Origin of the sequence: Bradyrhizobium barranii subsp. apii (assembly GCF_011516635.5) — a bacterium.
Classification (GTDB): domain Bacteria; phylum Pseudomonadota; class Alphaproteobacteria; order Rhizobiales; family Xanthobacteraceae; genus Bradyrhizobium; species Bradyrhizobium barranii.
In genome coordinates, this window is record NZ_CP096255.1 from 1,874,156 (window position 1) to 1,890,795 (window position 16,640).

Sequence of the window (16,640 nt, forward strand, 5' to 3'; positions counted from 1 at the left end):
CGCAAGCGGGGCGAGGGAGTGATGATGCAGCCTTCGTCCCTTACGCACGTGCAGGAGAATCTCTCGTGACGCCCATCATGATCGCTGCCCTTGGATTGCTGATGGTCGCCACCGCGTTCCTGTCGGGGTTGTTCGGCATGGCGGGCGGGCTGATCCTGATCGGCGTGCTGCTGGCGCTGATGCCGCTGCCGACCGCGATGGTGCTGCATGCGATCACGCAGATGGCCTCGAACGGCTGGCGCGCATTTCTGTGGCGAGCGCATATCCGCTGGCGGCCGGTCGCAAACTACATGGTCGGCGCTGCCGTCGCGCTCGCGGCCTGGTCGCTCACCCGCTACGTGCCGGACAAGCCGATGGCGCTGCTGCTGCTCGGCGTCACCCCGTTCATGGCGCGGCTGCTGCCGTCGAACATCAAGCCGGATCCTGACCGTCTCTGGCAGGGCACCGTCTATGGCACGATCTGCATGGGCTTGATGCTGATGACCGGCGTGTCCGGCCCGCTGCTCGACACCTTCTTCCTTGGCGGTGATTTCGGCCGGCGCGAGAAAGTGGCGACCAAGGCGATGTGCCAGCTCGTCAGTCATTTCACCAAGCTCGTCTATTTCGGCGGCATCATCGACCAGGCCGCGAGCCTCGATCCCGTGCTCGCCGGCGTCGCGATTCTCGCCTCGATGCTCGGCACCACGCTGGCGCGGCGCATCCTCGAAGCCATGACCGACCAGCAATTCGTGGCTCGAACAAGCTGATCACCACCATCGCCTGCTACTATATGGCCTATGGCGGCTGGCTGCTGGTTCGAACGCCGGTGCTGGCCGCCTTCGACAAGGGAGGTTTGCAGTGAGCGAGATTGCCGATCCGCTGGTGCTGGACTTCGTCGAATGGGTCGCGCGCGAGCCGCGCGCCTATGCCGAGGTGATCGCGACCTGGAAGACCTCGTGCCCGCGCCTCACCATCTGGGAAGACGCCGCCGAGCGCGGCTATGTCACCCGCGACACGCTGCCCGGCGTGGGGCTGATCATCGCGGTGACGACGGACGGCGAGAGGTTGCTGCGCACGAACGGGCGGTGACACCCACCTCCGCCGCCACATCGTCATTGCGAGCGCAAGCGAAGCAATCCAGAATGGGAGACCCTCACCCTGAGGAGCGCGCATCTTGCGCGCGTCTCGAAGGGCGAGGCCGAGATCGGGCCTTCATCCTTCGAGACGCGCGTTCCGTGCTCCTCAGGATGAGGGTCTGGCAGGGAAGGCCTTTCATGTCGCTCAAGCTCTTCGAACTCGTCGGTACCGATGCCGCGCGCCCGTTCAGCCCGTATTGCTGGCGCACGCGGATGGCGCTGGCGCACAAGGGCCTGTCGGCGGAATCGCTGCCCTGGCGCTTCACCGAGAAGGGCGCGATTTCGCCGCACGGCTCGGAGAAGGTCCCGGTGCTGCTGCATCATGACAAGCCCGTGATCGATTCCTGGGCGATCGCGAACTATCTCGAAGACAATTTTCCAGACCAGCCGTCGCTGTTCGGCGGCGAGGGCGGCCGCGCCATGGCGCGCATGCTCAATGCCTGGGGCGACATCGCCATCGTCGGCGGCATCTTTCCGCTGATTATCGCCGACATCCCAAAGAATCTCGCGGAGGTCGATGCGACCTATTTCCGCCAGTCGCGCGAGGCGCGTTTCGGCAGCAAAACACTGGAAGACGTGATGGCGAGCCGCGACACCGGCGTGATCGCATTCCGCAAATCGCTCGAGGTGATGCGGCAGACCCTCAAGAGGCAGCCCTTCATCGGCGGCAGGGCGCCGAACTATGCCGACTACATCGTGTTCGGCGGTTTTCAGTGGGCGCGTGTGGTGAGCCCGTTCAGGCTGCTGGAAGCGGATGATTCCGTCTACGCGTGGCGCGAGAAGCTGCTCGACGCGTTCGACGGCATGGCGCGGACATCGCCGGGGCACGCGGTGTAGGCCGAGGTCTCTCCACACCGTCGTCCCTGCGAAGGCAGGGACCCATACCGCGTGATTTATCGGTTAGGGATGGTCGTAGTACCAAGCGATCAGTCTTCGCCTAACGTCTCCCTGTGGTTATGGGTCCCTGCGTTCGCAGGGACGACAGCGACAATGTGGCGATCTTCGCGCGCTCAATGAGCAGCGTTCACCGCCTCCGCCGCCGCCTTCCGCAGACATTCCCGGCACAAACAATCCTCGCCCTTGACCGGCATCGGCAGCCGCGCCGTTTCCTCCGCGCACCAGCAGTTTCCCGAGAGATCGCAACCGAACTCGGTGCCGCAGCGGGAGCAGGCGAGGCGGCGCGGTTCCGGCAAGGGAAATTCGAAGGGAAATTCTTTCGGATTTGTCATGATTTGCCCAAAAGCTGCGCCGTCATTTTCATGCCGGGTTCATCTCCCGCTACGGTATATTAGGCGCTGCGCTCAGACTCGGAAAGCGGTTGGCAACGCGCGAAGGACACATCGATGGCCCGCGATTCGCAAGCTGCCCTCGTCGCGCTCAACCGTTTCGGTTTCGGAGCGCGCGGCGGGGCGTCCGGCGATCTCATCAACGCGGCCTCCGATCCGCGCGGCTTCGTGAAGGCGGAACTCGTGCGCCCTAATGGCGTGCTGCTGGAAGCGCCGGGGCTGCAATCGACGCCGCAACTCGGCCAGGCCGTGTTCGCCTATCAGGATCAGGTCAAGCAGGCCCGCGAGGCCGCGAAGGCCGCTGCGCCCGCTGAAGGGGCGCAGCAGGCACCGGCCGATCAGAAACCGGGGCTGCGCCGCAATCTTTCGCTCAACGCGGCCGCGACCGAGATCGCCGGCCAGATGGCCGAGGCCAAGCCCGCCGACAATGCGGCGAAGCCGGATACGATGCAGCCCAACGATGCCGCGCCCCCTGCCGCCAAGCCCGCGCCGCGGCCGCTCAACGTGATCCAGAAAACCTTTCGCGCCGAGGCGCTGGCGCGCTTGCAACGCGCGACGCTGGTCGAGTGCGGCTTCACCGAGCGGCTGGTGGTGTTCTGGTCCAACCATTTCTGCATCTCCGCGAGCAAGGGCGAGCTCGCGCGGATCTGGGCCGGCGCGTTCGAGCGCGAGGCGATCCGGCCGCATGTGCTCGGGCGCTTCGCCGACATGCTCAAGGCCGTCGAGCAGCATCCGGCCATGCTGTTCTTCCTCGACAACCAGCAATCGCTCGGGCCGGACTCGCGCGCCGGGCAAAACCGCAAGCGCGGGCTGAACGAAAATCTCGCGCGCGAGATCATGGAGCTGCATACGCTCGGCGTCGGCGGCGGCTACACACAGGACGACGTCACCTCGCTCGCGCGCATCATCACCGGCTGGACCTTTGCCGGAAGGCAGGGGCAGCTCGGCACGCCCGGCTCCTTCGCGTTCAACGCCAACGCGCATCAGCCCGGGCCGCAGATGTTGCTCGGCAAGACCTACGAGCCGACCGGACTCGCGCAAGGCGAGGCCGCGCTCGCCGACATCGCGCGCCACCCTTCGACCGCCAATTTCATCGCCACCAAATTCGTCCGCCATTTCGTTGCCGACGATCCGCCGCCGGCGCTTGTCGCACGGTTGCGCGATGTCTTCGTCAAGACCGATGGTGACCTCAAAGCTGTGGCGACGGCGTTGGTCGATTCCGACGAAGCGTGGAAGGCGCCGCTGACCAAGATGCGCTCGCCTTACGACTTCGTGGTCGCGAGCGGACGGCTCCTCGCGCGCGTCCCGGAGGATCCCGGCGGCTATCTCAACAATCTCAATCTGCTCGGCCAGCCACTGTGGTCGCCGGCCGGTCCCAATGGCTTCCCGGATACCAGCGCCGCTTGGGCTGCGCCCGAAGGCATCAAGCTCAGGCTCGACATCGCCGCGCAGATGGGCGCGCGGCTTGGGCCCAATATCGATCCGCTCGACTTGCTCGAATTCGCCGCCGCTGATGCGGCGTCCATCGAGACGCGCAAAACCATCGAGCGCGCGGAGTCGCGGCAGCAGGCGCTGGCGCTGCTGCTGATGTCGCCGGAAATGCAGAGGAGATGAAGATGATCGACTGCGTCGAGAACCGGCTCCTCACCTCGCGCCGCGGCCTGCTGCTCGGCGGCGCGTCCTTCGCGGCCTGGGCCTATCTGCCGAAATTCGCCCGCGCGGCCGGCGGGCGCGATCCGCGATTGATCGTGGTGATCCTGCGCGGCGCGCTCGACGGGCTCTCGACCGTCGCACCGCTCGGTGACCCCGGTTATGCCGGCCTGCACGGCTCGATCGCGCTTGCCGCCGACGGCGCGCATCCCGCGATCATGCTCGATACTTTCTTCGCGCTGCATCCGGCGATGCCGGAATTCGCACGCATGTATCGCGACATGCATGCCGCGGTGATCCATGCGGTGGCGACGCCCTATCGCGACCGCTCGCATTTCGATGGCCAGGACGTGCTCGAAAGCGGCTATGCCGGCCCCGGCCGCGTGCAATCCGGCTGGCTCAATCGCGCGCTCGAAGCGCTGCCGCGCGGCGAGCGTGTGTCGAGCGGCTCGCGGTCGGTCCGACCACGCCGCTGGTCTTGCGCGGCAATGCGCCGACCGTCGGCTGGGCGCCGGTGGCGCTGCCGCAAGCCGACGACGACACCGCGATGCGGCTGGTCGATCTCTACCGTCACCGCGATCCGGCGCTGGCATCAGTGCTGTCGCAAGGTCTTCAGCTCGACAAGGTCGCGAGCGGCGACGACATGAAGCCGAAGGGTGGCAACCAGGTCGCGCAGATGCGGCAGGTCGCGCGCGGCGCCGCAAAACTGATGGCGGCCGACGACGGCCCGCGCATCGCCGCGCTCGCCTTCGACGGCTGGGATACGCACGCCAATGAAGGCGGTCCGGTCGGGCGTCTGGCCTTCCTGCTCGGCGGTCTCGACGGCGCGCTCGCCGAATTCGAAAGCGGCTTAGGCGATCGCTGGCGCGACACCGCAATCGTCGTCGCCACCGAGTTCGGCCGCACCGCGCGCATCAACGGCACCGATGGCACCGATCACGGCACGGGAACGATCGCGCTGCTCGCCGGCGGCGCGGTGAAAGGCGGCCGCGTCATCTCCGACTGGCCCGGCCTCAAGCTCGCGAACCTGTATGAAGGCCGCGACCTCAAGCCGACGACGGACTTGCGCTCCGTGATCAAGGGCGTGCTGCAGGGACAGTTCGGCCTGTCCGATCGCGTGCTGGCGGAGACGGTGTTCCCGGACAGCGCGGGAGCGCGGCCAATGAAGGGATTGGTTGCTTAGCCGTCATTCCGGGCCCGCGCCTTGCGGTGCGTCCCGGAATGACGACATGATGAGCCGAGTATCAGGAGACTATCCCCATGTACATCGCCATGAACCGCTTCCGCGTCACCAAGGGCTCTGAAACCGCTTTCGAACAGGTCTGGCTCTCGCGCGACACGTTTCTCGGCGGGGTGCCGGGCTTTGTCGAGTTTCATCTGCTGCGCGGCCCCGAGCTCGAGGACCACACGCTCTACGCATCGCACACGGTCTGGGCGAACCATGCCGCTTTCGAGGCGTGGACCAAGTCGGAGGCGTTTCGCGCGGCGCATCAGCGCGCTGGCGATAACAAGCCGCTCTATCTCGGCCATCCCCAGTTCGAAGGCTTTGAGGTGATGCAGACGGTGGGACGCGGCGCGAAGTAACGCGCCGCGCTTTAAACATCAGCCCTGGGTGATCTTGTCGATCTCCGACATCTCATCGGCGCTGAGCTTCCACGCGATCGCCTTGACGTTCTGCTCGATCTGCTCGACGCGGGTGGCGCCCGCGATGACGCTCGAGACCTGCGGGCGGCCGGCGAGCCAGGAGAAGGCGAGCTCGAGCATCGAGTGACCGCGCGCTTGCGCAAAGGCCTGCAGCTTCTCGACGATCGCCTCGTTGCGCGGGGTGACGTAGCGGTCGCGCAGTCGCGGAGTTTGGCCAAAGCGGGTGTCGCCGGGTGCAGACTCACCCTTTTTGTATTTGCCGGTCAGAAGTCCGCTTGCGAGCGGGAAGAACGGCAACAGGCCGAGCTTGTATTCCGTTGCTGCCGGCAGCAGGTCCTTCTCGATGTCGCGCACGACGAGGGAATATTCGTCCTGGCAGGAGACGAAGCGGCTGACATTCATCGCGCGCGCGACGTACTCCGCTTCCGCGATCCGCCACGCGGGAAAGTTCGAATTGCCAATGTAGCGGACCTTGCCCTGGCGTACGAGGTCGTCGAGCGCGCGCAGGCTCTCCTCGATCGGCGTCAGCGGGTCATAGTCGTGCTGCTGGTAGAGATCGATGTAGTCGGTCTTCAGCCGCTTCAGGCTCGCTTCCACAGCCGCCATGATGTAGCGGCGCGAGGCGCCCTGCTTGGTTCCGTCCTCCGCCATCGGCTTGGAGTATTTCGTCGCCAGCACGATGTCCTTGCGGCGATCGCCCAGCACGGCGCCGAGCACGTTTTCCGAGCCGCCCATGGCCGAATAGATGTCGGCGGTGTCGAACAGCGTGATGCCGAGATCGAGCGCGCGGTGGATCACCTTGCGCGAGGCCTCGAGGTCGATGCGCCGGCCGAAATTGTTGCAGCCGAGCCCGACCGCGGACACGCGCAGGCCGGAGGCGCCGAGATTACGAATTTCCATGGGAGGTCCTGTCAGGAGAAAGCGGGCCATTGTGGCCGCGCTGCCCGCTAGCGGCAAGGCGTCGCCTTGCGTTGCTGCCATGCTGCCGGGAACTGAAGCCAAAAAAATGCGGCCCCTGTCAGACGCGGCGACTGACGGGGACCGCTTTGGGGCGCTTGATCGGTGACGGGGGGCCTGATCAGACGCAGGCGCAACGTAGTCCCGCTATGTTACGCGCGGGTGACAGGCAGAGTTATCCACAGGGACTCCGCGGCTGCCGCGATCAGAAGATCTTGCGATAGACGATGAAGCCGGAGCGTTCGGCGACCTTGTCGTACAGGCTCTGCGCCGTGACGTTGGTCTCGTGCGTCTGCCAGTAGACCCGCGGGGACCCCGCAAGCTTTGCGCGCTCGTAGACGCCGTAGATCAGCGCCGAGGCGACGCCCTTGCCGCGCGAGGCCACCAGCGTGAACAGGTCCTGCAGATAGCAGGACGGTTCGATCGCCGTGGTGCTGCGGTGAAACAGATAGTTCGTCATGCCGAGCAGCTTGCCGTCGCTCTCGGCGACCAGCCCATGCACCGGCTCATAGCCATCGAAGAAGCGCTGCCACGTCATCCGCGTGATTTCGGGCGCCAGCGCGGTCGGGCCGGAGCGGCCGTAGAAAGCGTTATAGCCATCCCACAACGGGAGCCATTGATCGTAGTCCTGCTTCGTGACGGAGCGAATGGTGAGCGACATGTGAGTTTCCGCGATCTCGGAGGACGCAAGGCGATGAAGCGTCCTTCATACGTGATGATCGCACTGCCGATCAATCGCGCCGTCGCATCACTCCGCGACGCGCAAGTACCGCATCAGCCTGCGGCCCGCGGGGTCGCGCAGCGAGCGGTAGTACTCGGCGCGCGCGGGCGGGTCGGTGTGGCGCACGAGGTCGGTCACGGGCGTGTAGCTCAGCATGCGCCCGCCATCGGGCAGGACGGCGCAGACGAAGCGCAGCACCTCGCCATTGCGCAAGGCGATGTTGATCGGCGTGGCGTCGCCGATCCGCACCATTTCCATCCGCTGCGCGATGAAGGTGCCGAGCTCGTCCTCGGGCAGCTCGAACGCGCCGGTGTCGCGGCCGTGATACATCAGCGCAATGAAGGGCGGCTTGCCGTCGGCCACTTCGTCCGGCAGCGCAAAATAGTCGCGAAATGCGCGGTTGATGAATTCGGCACGCGTCTCGGCGTCGAGCAGCACGATGCCGATATCGACCTGGTCGAGCGCGGCCGACAGCCGCGCGGCGGTGGCGTGGCTCTGGCGCTCGGCGGCGAATGTGCCGAGCAGCCGCTCGCGCATCAGGCCGGTGATTGCGGCCGTGCCGGCAGTCGTCACGGCGAGGAGGCCGAGCCGGACCAGATCCGCCGCCGCATAGCCCGGCAGGGCCCGATGGGCCAGAAAGAACAACGCCGCGCCGATCACCGCGACGGCAGCGCTGGTCATGGCGGAAGCGAGACCCGACAGTGAGCCGGCGAGCGCCACGATGCAGACGAACAGGGGCGCAGGCGAGGGAACATGGATATAGCGATCGAGCAGGATCGCCAGCACCGCAATTGCCGCTGTGAGCGCCGGACCGGAGATCGCACGCCATCCGAACCGCATGGGCCAGTCTCGCTCCTCCCGAACGAGGTAAGCCGCAACACTGGCCGATCGTTGCGCCCATGCGATGCGATTTCATGCGGTGCGCTTAAGGAGCACTTGCCGGCAAGGGCAAAGCTTTCGGATGATTTTAGGCCAAATGCGCGTGCCTGAGGCGCTGCTGCTGCGCCGGCGCATTCAGCGTCGACGTCCCCGTGTTCTTGCGCACGCCGGTGAAAATCAACAGCGATGCCGCGACCAGGATGGCCGCAGTCAGGGTGATTGCAACGACTACCACAGGCGATTTCATCGGTGTCCTGTCGCGATGCCGGTCGGCGCGGGCCGCGCGGCACCTTGAAGGCGGGTCCGGGATGAAACGGGGATCAGACCGGCAGGCCCATCGCCATGGTCGCCTTGGTCGACAGCACAGTCAGGGCGACGATCAGGCACAGCGAGAGCGCGGCGACGGCGAGCGAGGCCACGACCGCGTTGGTCAGCCGGGAAGACGAAACGGTAACGGTTGGGCCCCGAAAGCCTGCCGTGCCGGACGCCCGAATCATGCTCTAAATCCTTCAACGTGCGAGCGAATCACCCGCGACTCGAACAATTTCCCTGTTTCAACCGGCAATATTGGGGCGGCCATAGCGTCGAAAATGGCGAGAATGCGGCATGGGCTGCCCTTATGCCCGCTATTCCCGGAGCCAGCGCGCCGTCAGGCGCCCGCCGCGATGCTGGCGGGGTCGTCGACGTCGGCGGGCCGCCAGTCCATCGCCACGAAGCCGGGTGCAGCTTCCACGCGCTTCAGCCAGTCCCGGATCGCCGGGAAGGTCGAGAGGTCGAAGTCGCAGCGCTCGGCGAGGTGGGTGTAGCCGTAGAGCGCGATGTCGGCGACCGTGAGCTGGCGGGCGGCGAAATAGGCGTTGGTCTTGAGGTGGTTTTCCATCACCTGGAGCGCGCCATAGCCGCGCTCCATCCAGTCTTCCAGGGAGTGGGTCTGGAGATCGCGGCCGCCCTTGACCAGCGACAGCCAGAAATAGGCGGCGCCGATGTTCGGCTCGAGCGCGTGCTGCTCGAAGAACATCCATTGCAGCGCCTCGGCGCGGTCAATGCGGTTCTCGGGCGCAAGCGGCGTGCCGACCGCGACGTACCAGAGGATGGCGTTGGACTCGGCGAGATAGCGGTCGTCGCCGACCTCGAGCAGCGGCACCTGTCCCGACGGGTTCTTGGTCAGAAAGTCCGGCGTGCGACTCTCGCCGCGCAGAATGTCCACCTCGACTGCTTCGTAAGGCACGCTCAACAGGGCCAGCGCAAGGCGGACCTTGTAGCTGTTGCCGGAGCGTTGCATCGAATAGAGCTTGTACATTCTGGAGTTCGTTCCGAGGACGGGAAGGCGCGGTGTTCGTTGCCCCGCACCGCGGCTAAACAATGATGCCGTTGCGAATCCGCCGCAAGACCCGCGCCATAGAAAAACTCGAAAACCCTACCGCACCGCAATGCCGCGAAAGATCATTTTCGTGCGACGCTGCAAATCAGATCACGCTTGCGTTAGCGCGCGGCCGCACGTTCGTGCGGGACGGTTGAACGATCGTGATCGCTTCGGCCGCTGACGGGCCAAAGTCTTTCAAAGCAAATCGCTCAAAGGTTGTCTCAAGCGTCCTCTCGAGCGTCAGACTGCCGTCAGCTTCATGGCGGCGCGCAATGCGCAAAATTGCTCCGAGGACAGGCCTTGCCGGATATGAGGGATTCCGGCGGCAAAGTTACGGAAAATTGCGGGAAATCGCGCCTTGAAACGCTCCAGATCCGTAAACTTTTTCGAGATCGGACCGAAGTTTCTTGCAGCGCAGCGGCACACGTTTTAGGGTGGCTCATTCCCACAATCGGAGTCGTGAGGCCAAAGGGTTCACGACGCTTGTCAGGAGATGACGATGTCCTTCCTTGCCGCTGCGCTCGACCGTGTGAAGCCGTCCGCGACCATCGAGGTCACGGATAAAGCACGTGCGCTGAAAGCGGCGGGCCGCAACGTCATCGGCCTCGGTGCCGGCGAGCCCGACTTCGACACGCCCGCCAACATCAAGCTGGCTGCGATCCATGCCATCGAAGCCGGCAAGACCAAGTACACCGCGGTTGACGGCATTCCCGAGCTGAAGGAAGCCATCATCGGCAAGTTTCAGCGCGAGAACGGCGTGGCCTACAAGCCGAACCAGATCATCGTCGGCACCGGCGGCAAGCAGGTGCTCTACAACGCGCTGATGGCGACCATCAATCCGGGCGACGAGGTGATCATCCCCGCGCCGTACTGGGTCAGCTATCCCGAGATGGTGGCGCTCGCCGGCGGCGAGCCGGTGCCGGTGGTCTGCACCGCCGCGACCGGCTTCAAGCTCCAGGCCGAGGCGCTGGAGCGTGCGATCACGCCGAAGACCAAATGGGTGATCCTGTGCTCGCCGTCGAACCCGACCGGCGCGGCCTACACCAGAACCGAGTTGAAGGCGCTCACCGACGTGCTGGTCAGGCATCCGCATGTGTGGGTGATGACCGACGACATGTACGAGCACCTCGTCTATGACGACTTCCAGTTCACCACGGTCGCGCAGGTCGAGCCGAAACTCTACGACCGCACGCTCACCGTGAACGGCGTGTCGAAGGCCTATTGCATGACCGGCTGGCGCATCGGTTACGCCGGCGGTCCGGCGCAGCTGATCAAGGCGATGTCGACGATCCAGTCGCAGTCGACCTCGAACCCGTCGTCGATCGCACAATGGGCCGCGGTGGAAGCGCTGAACGGTCCGCAGGACTTCATCCCCGCCAACAACAAGGTGTTCAAGGAGCGCCGCGACCTCGTGGTCTCCATGCTCAACCAGGCCAAGGGCATCGAGTGCCCGCGTCCCGAAGGCGCGTTCTACGTCTATCCCTCCTGCGCCGGCACCATCGGCAAGACCGCGCCGTCGGGCAAGGTGATCGACAATGACGAGACCTTCGTGACCGAGTTGCTCGAGACCGAAGGCGTCGCCGTGGTGCAGGGTTCGGCCTTCGGCCTCGGCCCGGCGTTCCGCATCTCCTACGCGACCAAGACCTCGGACCTCGAAGACGCCTGCAAGCGCATCCAGCGCTTCTGCGGCAACCTGCGCTGAGCCTGTCGCAAATACCTTTCGAAAAGGCCCGCCTCCGGCGGGCCTTTTTATTGTTTGCACGCTTATCGTCACGCGTGATCTGGCACCACCACGGCTCTTGTGGCATAGACCATCGCGCAACACGGGTGGGGCGCTCTCTCTGCTCGCATCACATTCATCGCCGGAGATATTCATGCGCCGTTCGTTCATCCTCGCCGGGCTCGCCGCGGCCAGCCTCGTTGCCTCCGTCGCAAACAGCGGCGCTCAGCAGCAGCGGATGGTCCGGGTCGGCGTGCTCGAATGCCGCGGCGGCGCCAGCGTTGGCTTCATCGTGGGATCGGTGACCAATCTCGGTTGCGTCCTGCGTGCCGACGGTTTGCCGGAAGATCGCTACGTCGCGACCATTCGTAAAGTGGGCCTCGACATCGGCATCACCCAGGAGACCACGCTGGCCTGGGGCGTGTTCGCGCCGGTCGACCGGCTCGGCCCCGGCGATCTCTCGGGCAATTATGCCGGCGCGCAGGGCAGCGCCTCGGTCGGCGTCGGTATCGGTGGCAACGCGCTGATCGGCGGCTCCAACAATTCGATCGCGCTCCAGCCGCTCAGCGTGCAGGGCCAGGTCGGCCTCAACGTCGCCGCTGGCCTCGAGAGCCTGGAACTCCGTCCGGGTCGTTGACAATTTCGCGTGTGCAGATCGCGTCAGTCCGACGCGATCTCGGCAACGACGCACCGCAGCGATTTTTGATGCTTGCCAAATCTCGGGGACGGGCAGAGCATCGGCGTTTGCCGACCCAATCATGGGCCGAGCTCCACACCAAGGAGGCGGCGAATGGGACAAGACGTCAGAAGTCCCCGAGGTCCACGGTGCATCGCACTGGTGGGCCCATTCCAAAGCGGTAAAACCACACTTCTCGAAGCAATACTGGCGCGAACGGGCGCAATACCCCGCATCGGCAGCGTCGACGCCGGAACATCCGTCGGCGACGCCTCCCCGGAGGCCCGTCATCACAAGATGACCGTCGGCCTGACTGCCGCCACCACGAGTTTCATGGGCGACAGCTACACCTTCCTCGATTGTCCCGGTTCCGTTGAGTTCGCCCACGACATGCGTGCAGCGCTTCCCGCTGTCGACGCCGCGGTCGTGGTCTGCGAGGCCGACGAGAAGAAGCTGCCGCAGCTTCAGATCATCCTGCGCGAGCTGGAGGAGCTGAAGATCCCGCGTTTCCTGTTCCTCAACAAGATCGATCGCGCCAACAAGCGCATCCGCGAGACGCTGGCGACACTCCAGCCCGCCTCGCGCGTGCCGCTGGTGCTGCGCCAGATCCCGATCTGGAAGGGTGAGCTGATCGAGGGCTTCGTCGATCTCGCGCTGGAACGCGCGTTCATCTACCGCGAGCACAAGGCCTCCGAGGTGGTCGCGCTCGAAGGCGGAGATCTCGATCGCGAGAAGGAGGCCCGCTTCTCGATGCTGGAGAAGCTCGCCGATCACGACGACGCGTTGATGGAGCAACTGCTCGAGGACATCCAGCCGCCGCGCGATGCGGTGTTCGACGATCTCGCGCGCGAATTGCGCGAGGGGCAGATCTGCCCCGTGCTGCTCGGTGCCGCCGCGCGCGAAAACGGCGTGCTGCGCCTGATGAAGGCCCTGCGCCACGAGGCGCCCGGCATCGAGGAGACTGCAAAGCGTCTCGGTGTGCCGGCCAGCAAGGAGGCGCTCGGCTACGTCTTCAAGACGCTGCATTCGCAGCACGGCGGAAAGCTGTCGCTGACGCGATTGCTCGCCCGCCATCTCGACGACGGAGCGACGCTGCAATCCGCCTCCGGCGGCAGCGGCCGCATCTCCGGCATCCTCGCCGTCAACGGCGCCTACGATACCAAGCGTTCCGCGGCCGAAGCCGGCGACACGGTTGCGCTCGCCAAGGTCGACCCGATCAAGACCGGCGACACGGTCTCGAGCGGCAAGTCCCCGCCGGCTGCGCTGTTCGCCCCGGAGCCGACGCCGCCGGTGCTCGCGATCTCGGTCGCCGCCACCGACCGCAAGGACGACGTCAAGCTCGGCCAGGCCCTTGCCCGGCTGCACGAGGAGGATCCTTCGCTCGGCGTCGTGATGAACGCCCAGACCCACGACACCGTGCTGTGGGGCCAGGGCGAGATGCATCTGCGCGTGGCGAGCGAGCGGCTGCGCGACCGCTTCGGCGTCAAGATCACCTCGCATCCACCCGCGATCGGCTACCAGGAGACCATCCGCAAGCCGATCGTCCAGCGCGGCCGCCACAAGAAGCAGTCCGGTGGCCACGGGCAGTTCGGCGATGTCGTGCTCGACATCAAGCCGCTGCCGCGCGGCGAGGGCTTCAAGTTCACCGAGAAGGTGGTCGGCGGCGCGGTGCCGCGCAACTATATCGGCGCGGTGGAAGAGGGTGTTGTCGACGGGCTCACACGCGGCCCGCTCGGTTTCCCCGTCACCGATCTGCAGGTGACGCTGACCGACGGCTCCTATCACAGTGTCGACTCCTCCGACCTCGCCTTCCGCACGGCGGCACGGGTCGGACTCAACGAAGGCCTGCCGCAATGCCAGTCGGTCCTGCTGGAGCCGATCCACGTGGTCGAGATCGTCTGCCCGACCGACGCCACCGCCAAGATCAACGCGATTCTGTCGGCGCGGCGCGGCCAGATCCTCGGCTTCGACACCCGTGACGGCTGGAGCGGATGGGACTGCGTCCGCGCCATGATGCCGGAGGCGGAGATCGGCGAGCTCATCGTCGAGCTGCGTTCGGCCACGGCCGGAGCCGGCAGCTTCACCCGTCAGTTCGACCACATGGCCGAGGTGACCGGCCGCGCCGCCGACCAGATCATCGCCGCGCATCAGCACGCGGCGTGATCCGTCTCGCGCGGCAAGGAAGGCTCCGCTCTCTCACTCCCTCTCCCCGTTCTTACGGGGAGAGGGAGTGGTGAGTGGCCGTTCCCGCGCCCACGGTGTTTCGTTTGGCCGAACCCGCGCCCAACCTCCGTCATTGCGAGCGCACCGAAGCAATCCAGACTGGCTCTGCGGAGGCGGTCTGGATTGCTTCGTCGCAAGAGCTCCTCGCAATGACGGAGGAGGCAGACGGGGTAGCCCCTTGCGTTCCCCTTACAATGATGTATTTTACATCATTGTACATGCTCCAGATATCACTTATAAGCTCTGATACGTGAGGCCACGGTGATCACGTCGTTCCAGATGCGGGCAGCCCGCGCGCTGCTTGGCATTGACCAGAAAGCCTTGGCCGAGCTCGCCGGCGTTTCGCTGCCGACCATCCAGCGGATGGAGGCCAGCACCGGCAATGTGCGCGGCGTGGTCGAGACCTTGATCAAGGTGGTCGAGGCGTTCGACCGGGCCGGCGTCGAGCTGATCGGCGAGCAGGCCCGCAGCGACAGCGGCGGGCGGGGCGTTCGCCTGAAGGAGCCGGGACCGCCGCGCCGCGTGGGAGCATGATCGCGTTGATCGTGCTCGGGATGAGCTAGCGCATCGTCGCGCGCGCTGCACGATGCACCGGAGCATTGTGGGCAGCGGAGCACTCTGCGGACATGAGCATCACTGGCGAACACGCAGGCAAGCTGCATCAGCTGCGTCGACCGACCTTTGCCGAACTCTATCTCCCCAAGCTCGTCACCGTCTGGCGCGAAGGCTACGGCCTCGCGGATCTCCGCGCCGATGTGTTCGCGGGCCTGACGGTTGCCATCGTCGCGCTGCCGCTGTCGATGGCGATCGCAATCGCCTCGGGCGTGACGCCGGACCGCGGGCTCTACACCGCTGTCGTCGGCGGCTTCATCGTGTCGCTGCTCGGCGGCAGTCGCTTCCAGATCGGCGGGCCCGCCGGCGCCTTCATCGTGCTGGTCGCGGTGACCGCGGAGAGGCACGGCGTCGACGGCGTAATCCTCGCCACCCTGATGGCGGGCATGGTCCTGATCGCCGCGGGCCTGTTGCGGATCGGCACCTACATCAAGTTCATTCCCTACCCCGTCACGGTCGGCTTCACCGCGGGCATCGCCGTGATCATCTTCGCCAGCCAGCTCCGCGATCTCGGCGGGATCACGCTGGCGGGCAAGGAGCCCAGCGAATTCGTGCCGAAACTCGTTGCGCTCGCGGGGGGCCTGCACACGATCAATCCCTCCGCCGTCGCGGTCGCGATCGTCAGCATTGCTGTCATCGCCGGCCTGCGGCGCTGGCGGCCGTCCTGGCCCGGCATCCTGATCGCAGTCGTGCTCGCGGCGGTCGCGACTGCGGTGCTGGCGCTGCCGGTCGAAACCATCGGCAGCCGGTTCGGCGGCATTCCGCGCGAATTGCCGTCGCCGGCGCTGCCGGCGTTCTCGCTTGCGAAGGCGACGGCCGTGCTGCCGGATGCGATCTCGTTCGCGCTGCTGGCCGCGATCGAATCGCTGCTGTCGGCGGTGGTGGCCGACGGCATGACCGGACGCCGCCACCGCTCCAATTGCGAGCTGGTGGCGCAAGGCGCGGCCAATATCGGTTCGGCGTTGTTCGGCGGCATCTGCGTCACCGGCCTGATCGCGCGCACCGCCACCAACATCCGCGCCGGCGGACGTGGGCCGCTCGCGGGCATGCTGCATTCGGTCTTCCTGCTGCTGTTCATGCTGATCGCGGCGCCGCTCGCGAGCTACATCCCGCTGGCCGCGCTCGCCGCCGTGCTCGTCGTCGTCGCCTGGACCATGGCGGAGAAGCACGAATTCGCGACGCTGCTGCGCTCATCCTGGGGCGATGCCGTCGTGCTGCTCGCGACCTTCCTGCTCACCATCTTCCGCGACCTGACCGAAGGCATCCTGGTCGGCTTCGCACTCGGCGCGGTGCTGTTCATCCACCGCATGGCGGAGATGACGGGCATCGAGGAGCGCTCCCCGCTGGTGGCCGCCGATCGTCCCGATGACGGCAATGGCGAGCGCGTGCCTTACGATCCCGCGCTCGCCATCGATCGCGACGTGCTGGTCTATCGCATCACCGGTGCGTTCTTCTTCGGTGCCGCCTCGGCAATCGGAAACGTGCTCGACGGCATCGCCGAGCAGCGCAAGGGTCTTGTGGTCGATTTCGCCGCGGTGCCGTTCCTGGATTCGACGGCCGCCAACGTGCTCGGCCGCGTCGCCGCCAAGGCGCACCGCCAGGGCATCCGGTTGTTCATCACGGGGGCGTCGCCCGCGGTTCGTCGCGCGCTGCTCACCCATGGCGTGACGCCGCCGCGTGCGCGCTATCGCGTGACGATCGCGCGTGCAGTCGCCGACATCAAGGGCGGCGCGGCGCAGCCCGTGCCCGATGACGCGGCCGCGACCTGACGGCAGCGCACTTCTCAAGCCGGCC

16 protein-coding genes and 2 pseudogenes are annotated in these 16,640 nt (G+C 66.0%); 11 read left to right on the forward strand and 7 right to left on the reverse strand.

All coding sequences use genetic code 11. The annotated features are described in order from the left end of the window. Positions 1–65: 65 nt before the first annotated feature. The 3 genes and pseudogenes from HAP41_RS08905 (at position 66) to HAP41_RS08915 (ending at position 1,952) form a co-directional block, all read left to right on the forward strand. Positions 66–841, forward strand: a pseudogene (locus HAP41_RS08905) (TSUP family transporter). Beyond that, positions 838–1,068, forward strand: a complete 231-nt coding sequence (locus tag HAP41_RS08910; RefSeq protein WP_166103457.1) for a hypothetical protein — start codon at positions 838–840, stop codon at positions 1,066–1,068. Before HAP41_RS08905 ends, HAP41_RS08910 begins: the two are co-directional and overlap by 4 nt. Positions 1,069–1,253: 185 nt before the next feature. Then, complete coding sequence (locus HAP41_RS08915) at positions 1,254–1,952, forward strand: glutathione S-transferase family protein (protein WP_166103455.1); 699 nt, start codon at positions 1,254–1,256, stop codon at positions 1,950–1,952. Positions 1,953–2,125: 173 nt separating this feature from the next. Here HAP41_RS08915 and HAP41_RS08920 read toward each other — a convergent pair whose 3' ends face one another. Continuing rightward, entirely contained in the window at positions 2,126–2,344 is a 219-nt protein-coding gene (locus HAP41_RS08920; protein WP_224580909.1) for a cysteine-rich CWC family protein, read from the reverse strand. A 114-nt stretch (positions 2,345–2,458) separates the two neighbouring features. Here HAP41_RS08920 and HAP41_RS08925 point away from each other — a divergent pair, with 114 nt between their 5' ends. From HAP41_RS08925 to hmuQ, 3 genes and pseudogenes are all read left to right on the forward strand, one after another. Beyond that, on the forward strand, positions 2,459–4,015 hold the full coding sequence (locus HAP41_RS08925; protein WP_166103453.1) for a DUF1800 domain-containing protein: 1,557 nt from the start codon (positions 2,459–2,461) through the stop codon (positions 4,013–4,015). Between the two features lie 2 nt (positions 4,016–4,017). Continuing rightward, positions 4,018–5,234, forward strand: a pseudogene (locus HAP41_RS08930) (DUF1501 domain-containing protein). Positions 5,235–5,311: 77 nt separating this feature from the next. After that, entirely contained in the window at positions 5,312–5,635 is a 324-nt protein-coding gene (gene hmuQ / locus HAP41_RS08935; protein ID WP_166103450.1) for a heme-degrading protein HmuQ, read from the forward strand. Positions 5,636–5,653: 18 nt separating this feature from the next. Here hmuQ and HAP41_RS08940 read toward each other — a convergent pair whose 3' ends face one another. The 6 genes from HAP41_RS08940 to HAP41_RS08965 form a co-directional block, all read right to left on the reverse strand. Beyond that, complete coding sequence (locus HAP41_RS08940) at positions 5,654–6,595, reverse strand: aldo/keto reductase (RefSeq protein ID WP_166103448.1); 942 nt, start codon at positions 6,593–6,595, stop codon at positions 5,654–5,656. 262 nt (positions 6,596–6,857) lie between these two features. Then, a complete protein-coding gene (locus HAP41_RS08945) occupies positions 6,858–7,313 on the reverse strand; it encodes a GNAT family N-acetyltransferase (protein WP_166103446.1) in 456 nt (151 codons plus the stop codon). A gap of 87 nt (positions 7,314–7,400) precedes the next feature. Then, positions 7,401–8,213 carry a PAS-domain containing protein gene (locus HAP41_RS08950; protein ID WP_166103444.1) on the reverse strand — a complete coding sequence of 271 codons (813 nt, stop codon included), beginning with the start codon at positions 8,211–8,213 and terminating at the stop codon, positions 7,401–7,403. A 127-nt stretch (positions 8,214–8,340) separates the two neighbouring features. Beyond that, on the reverse strand, positions 8,341–8,499 hold the full coding sequence (locus HAP41_RS08955; protein WP_166103441.1) for a hypothetical protein: 159 nt from the start codon (positions 8,497–8,499) through the stop codon (positions 8,341–8,343). A 73-nt stretch (positions 8,500–8,572) separates the two neighbouring features. Continuing rightward, positions 8,573–8,749: a hypothetical protein gene (locus HAP41_RS08960; RefSeq protein WP_166103438.1), complete on the reverse strand. Its 177-nt coding sequence runs from the start codon at positions 8,747–8,749 to the stop codon at positions 8,573–8,575. A gap of 152 nt (positions 8,750–8,901) precedes the next feature. Then, positions 8,902–9,552, reverse strand: a complete 651-nt coding sequence (locus tag HAP41_RS08965; protein ID WP_166103436.1) for a glutathione S-transferase family protein — start codon at positions 9,550–9,552, stop codon at positions 8,902–8,904. A gap of 562 nt (positions 9,553–10,114) precedes the next feature. On the opposite strand from HAP41_RS08965, the gene HAP41_RS08970 reads away from it, so the two are divergent. From HAP41_RS08970 to HAP41_RS08990, 5 genes are all read left to right on the forward strand, one after another. Continuing rightward, positions 10,115–11,317, forward strand: coding sequence for a pyridoxal phosphate-dependent aminotransferase (locus HAP41_RS08970; protein ID WP_166103433.1), 1,203 nt, complete (start codon positions 10,115–10,117; stop codon positions 11,315–11,317). 172 nt (positions 11,318–11,489) lie between these two features. Further along, a complete protein-coding gene (locus HAP41_RS08975; protein WP_063985534.1) occupies positions 11,490–11,972 on the forward strand; it encodes a DUF992 domain-containing protein in 483 nt (160 codons plus the stop codon). 153 nt (positions 11,973–12,125) lie between these two features. Beyond that, the gene (locus tag HAP41_RS08980) at positions 12,126–14,174 is read left to right on the forward strand and encodes an elongation factor G (RefSeq protein WP_166103430.1); all 2,049 of its coding nucleotides are present in this window, start codon (positions 12,126–12,128) and stop codon (positions 14,172–14,174) included. 321 nt (positions 14,175–14,495) lie between these two features. After that, a complete protein-coding gene (locus HAP41_RS08985) occupies positions 14,496–14,768 on the forward strand; it encodes a helix-turn-helix domain-containing protein (RefSeq protein ID WP_014492044.1) in 273 nt (90 codons plus the stop codon). Positions 14,769–14,860: 92 nt separating this feature from the next. Further along, positions 14,861–16,615: a SulP family inorganic anion transporter gene (locus tag HAP41_RS08990; protein ID WP_166103426.1), complete on the forward strand. Its 1,755-nt coding sequence runs from the start codon at positions 14,861–14,863 to the stop codon at positions 16,613–16,615. The last annotated feature ends 25 nt before the right edge of the window (positions 16,616–16,640 follow it).

Bases quoted from the DNA above. Each gene is read 5' to 3' on its own strand.
- HAP41_RS08940 (WP_166103448.1), bottom strand. From the start codon at position 6,595: ATGGAAATTCGTAATCTCGGCGCCTCCGGCCTGCGCGTGTCCGCGGTC.
- HAP41_RS08950 (WP_166103444.1), bottom strand. From the start codon at position 8,213: ATGCGGTTCGGATGGCGTGCGATCTCCGGTCCGGCGCTCACAGCGGCA.
- HAP41_RS08925 (WP_166103453.1), top strand. From the start codon at position 2,459: ATGGCCCGCGATTCGCAAGCTGCCCTCGTCGCGCTCAACCGTTTCGGT.
- HAP41_RS08975 (WP_063985534.1), top strand. From the start codon at position 11,490: ATGCGCCGTTCGTTCATCCTCGCCGGGCTCGCCGCGGCCAGCCTCGTT.
- HAP41_RS08970 (WP_166103433.1), top strand. From the start codon at position 10,115: ATGTCCTTCCTTGCCGCTGCGCTCGACCGTGTGAAGCCGTCCGCGACC.
- HAP41_RS08915 (WP_166103455.1), top strand. From the start codon at position 1,254: ATGTCGCTCAAGCTCTTCGAACTCGTCGGTACCGATGCCGCGCGCCCG.
- HAP41_RS08945 (WP_166103446.1), bottom strand. From the start codon at position 7,313: ATGTCGCTCACCATTCGCTCCGTCACGAAGCAGGACTACGATCAATGG.
- HAP41_RS08960 (WP_166103438.1), bottom strand. From the start codon at position 8,749: ATGATTCGGGCGTCCGGCACGGCAGGCTTTCGGGGCCCAACCGTTACC.
- HAP41_RS08920 (WP_224580909.1), bottom strand. From the start codon at position 2,344: ATGACAAATCCGAAAGAATTTCCCTTCGAATTTCCCTTGCCGGAACCG.
- HAP41_RS08990 (WP_166103426.1), top strand. From the start codon at position 14,861: ATGAGCATCACTGGCGAACACGCAGGCAAGCTGCATCAGCTGCGTCGA.
- HAP41_RS08955 (WP_166103441.1), bottom strand. From the start codon at position 8,499: ATGAAATCGCCTGTGGTAGTCGTTGCAATCACCCTGACTGCGGCCATC.
- HAP41_RS08980 (WP_166103430.1), top strand. From the start codon at position 12,126: ATGGGACAAGACGTCAGAAGTCCCCGAGGTCCACGGTGCATCGCACTG.
- hmuQ (WP_166103450.1), top strand. From the start codon at position 5,312: ATGTACATCGCCATGAACCGCTTCCGCGTCACCAAGGGCTCTGAAACC.
- HAP41_RS08965 (WP_166103436.1), bottom strand. From the start codon at position 9,552: ATGTACAAGCTCTATTCGATGCAACGCTCCGGCAACAGCTACAAGGTC.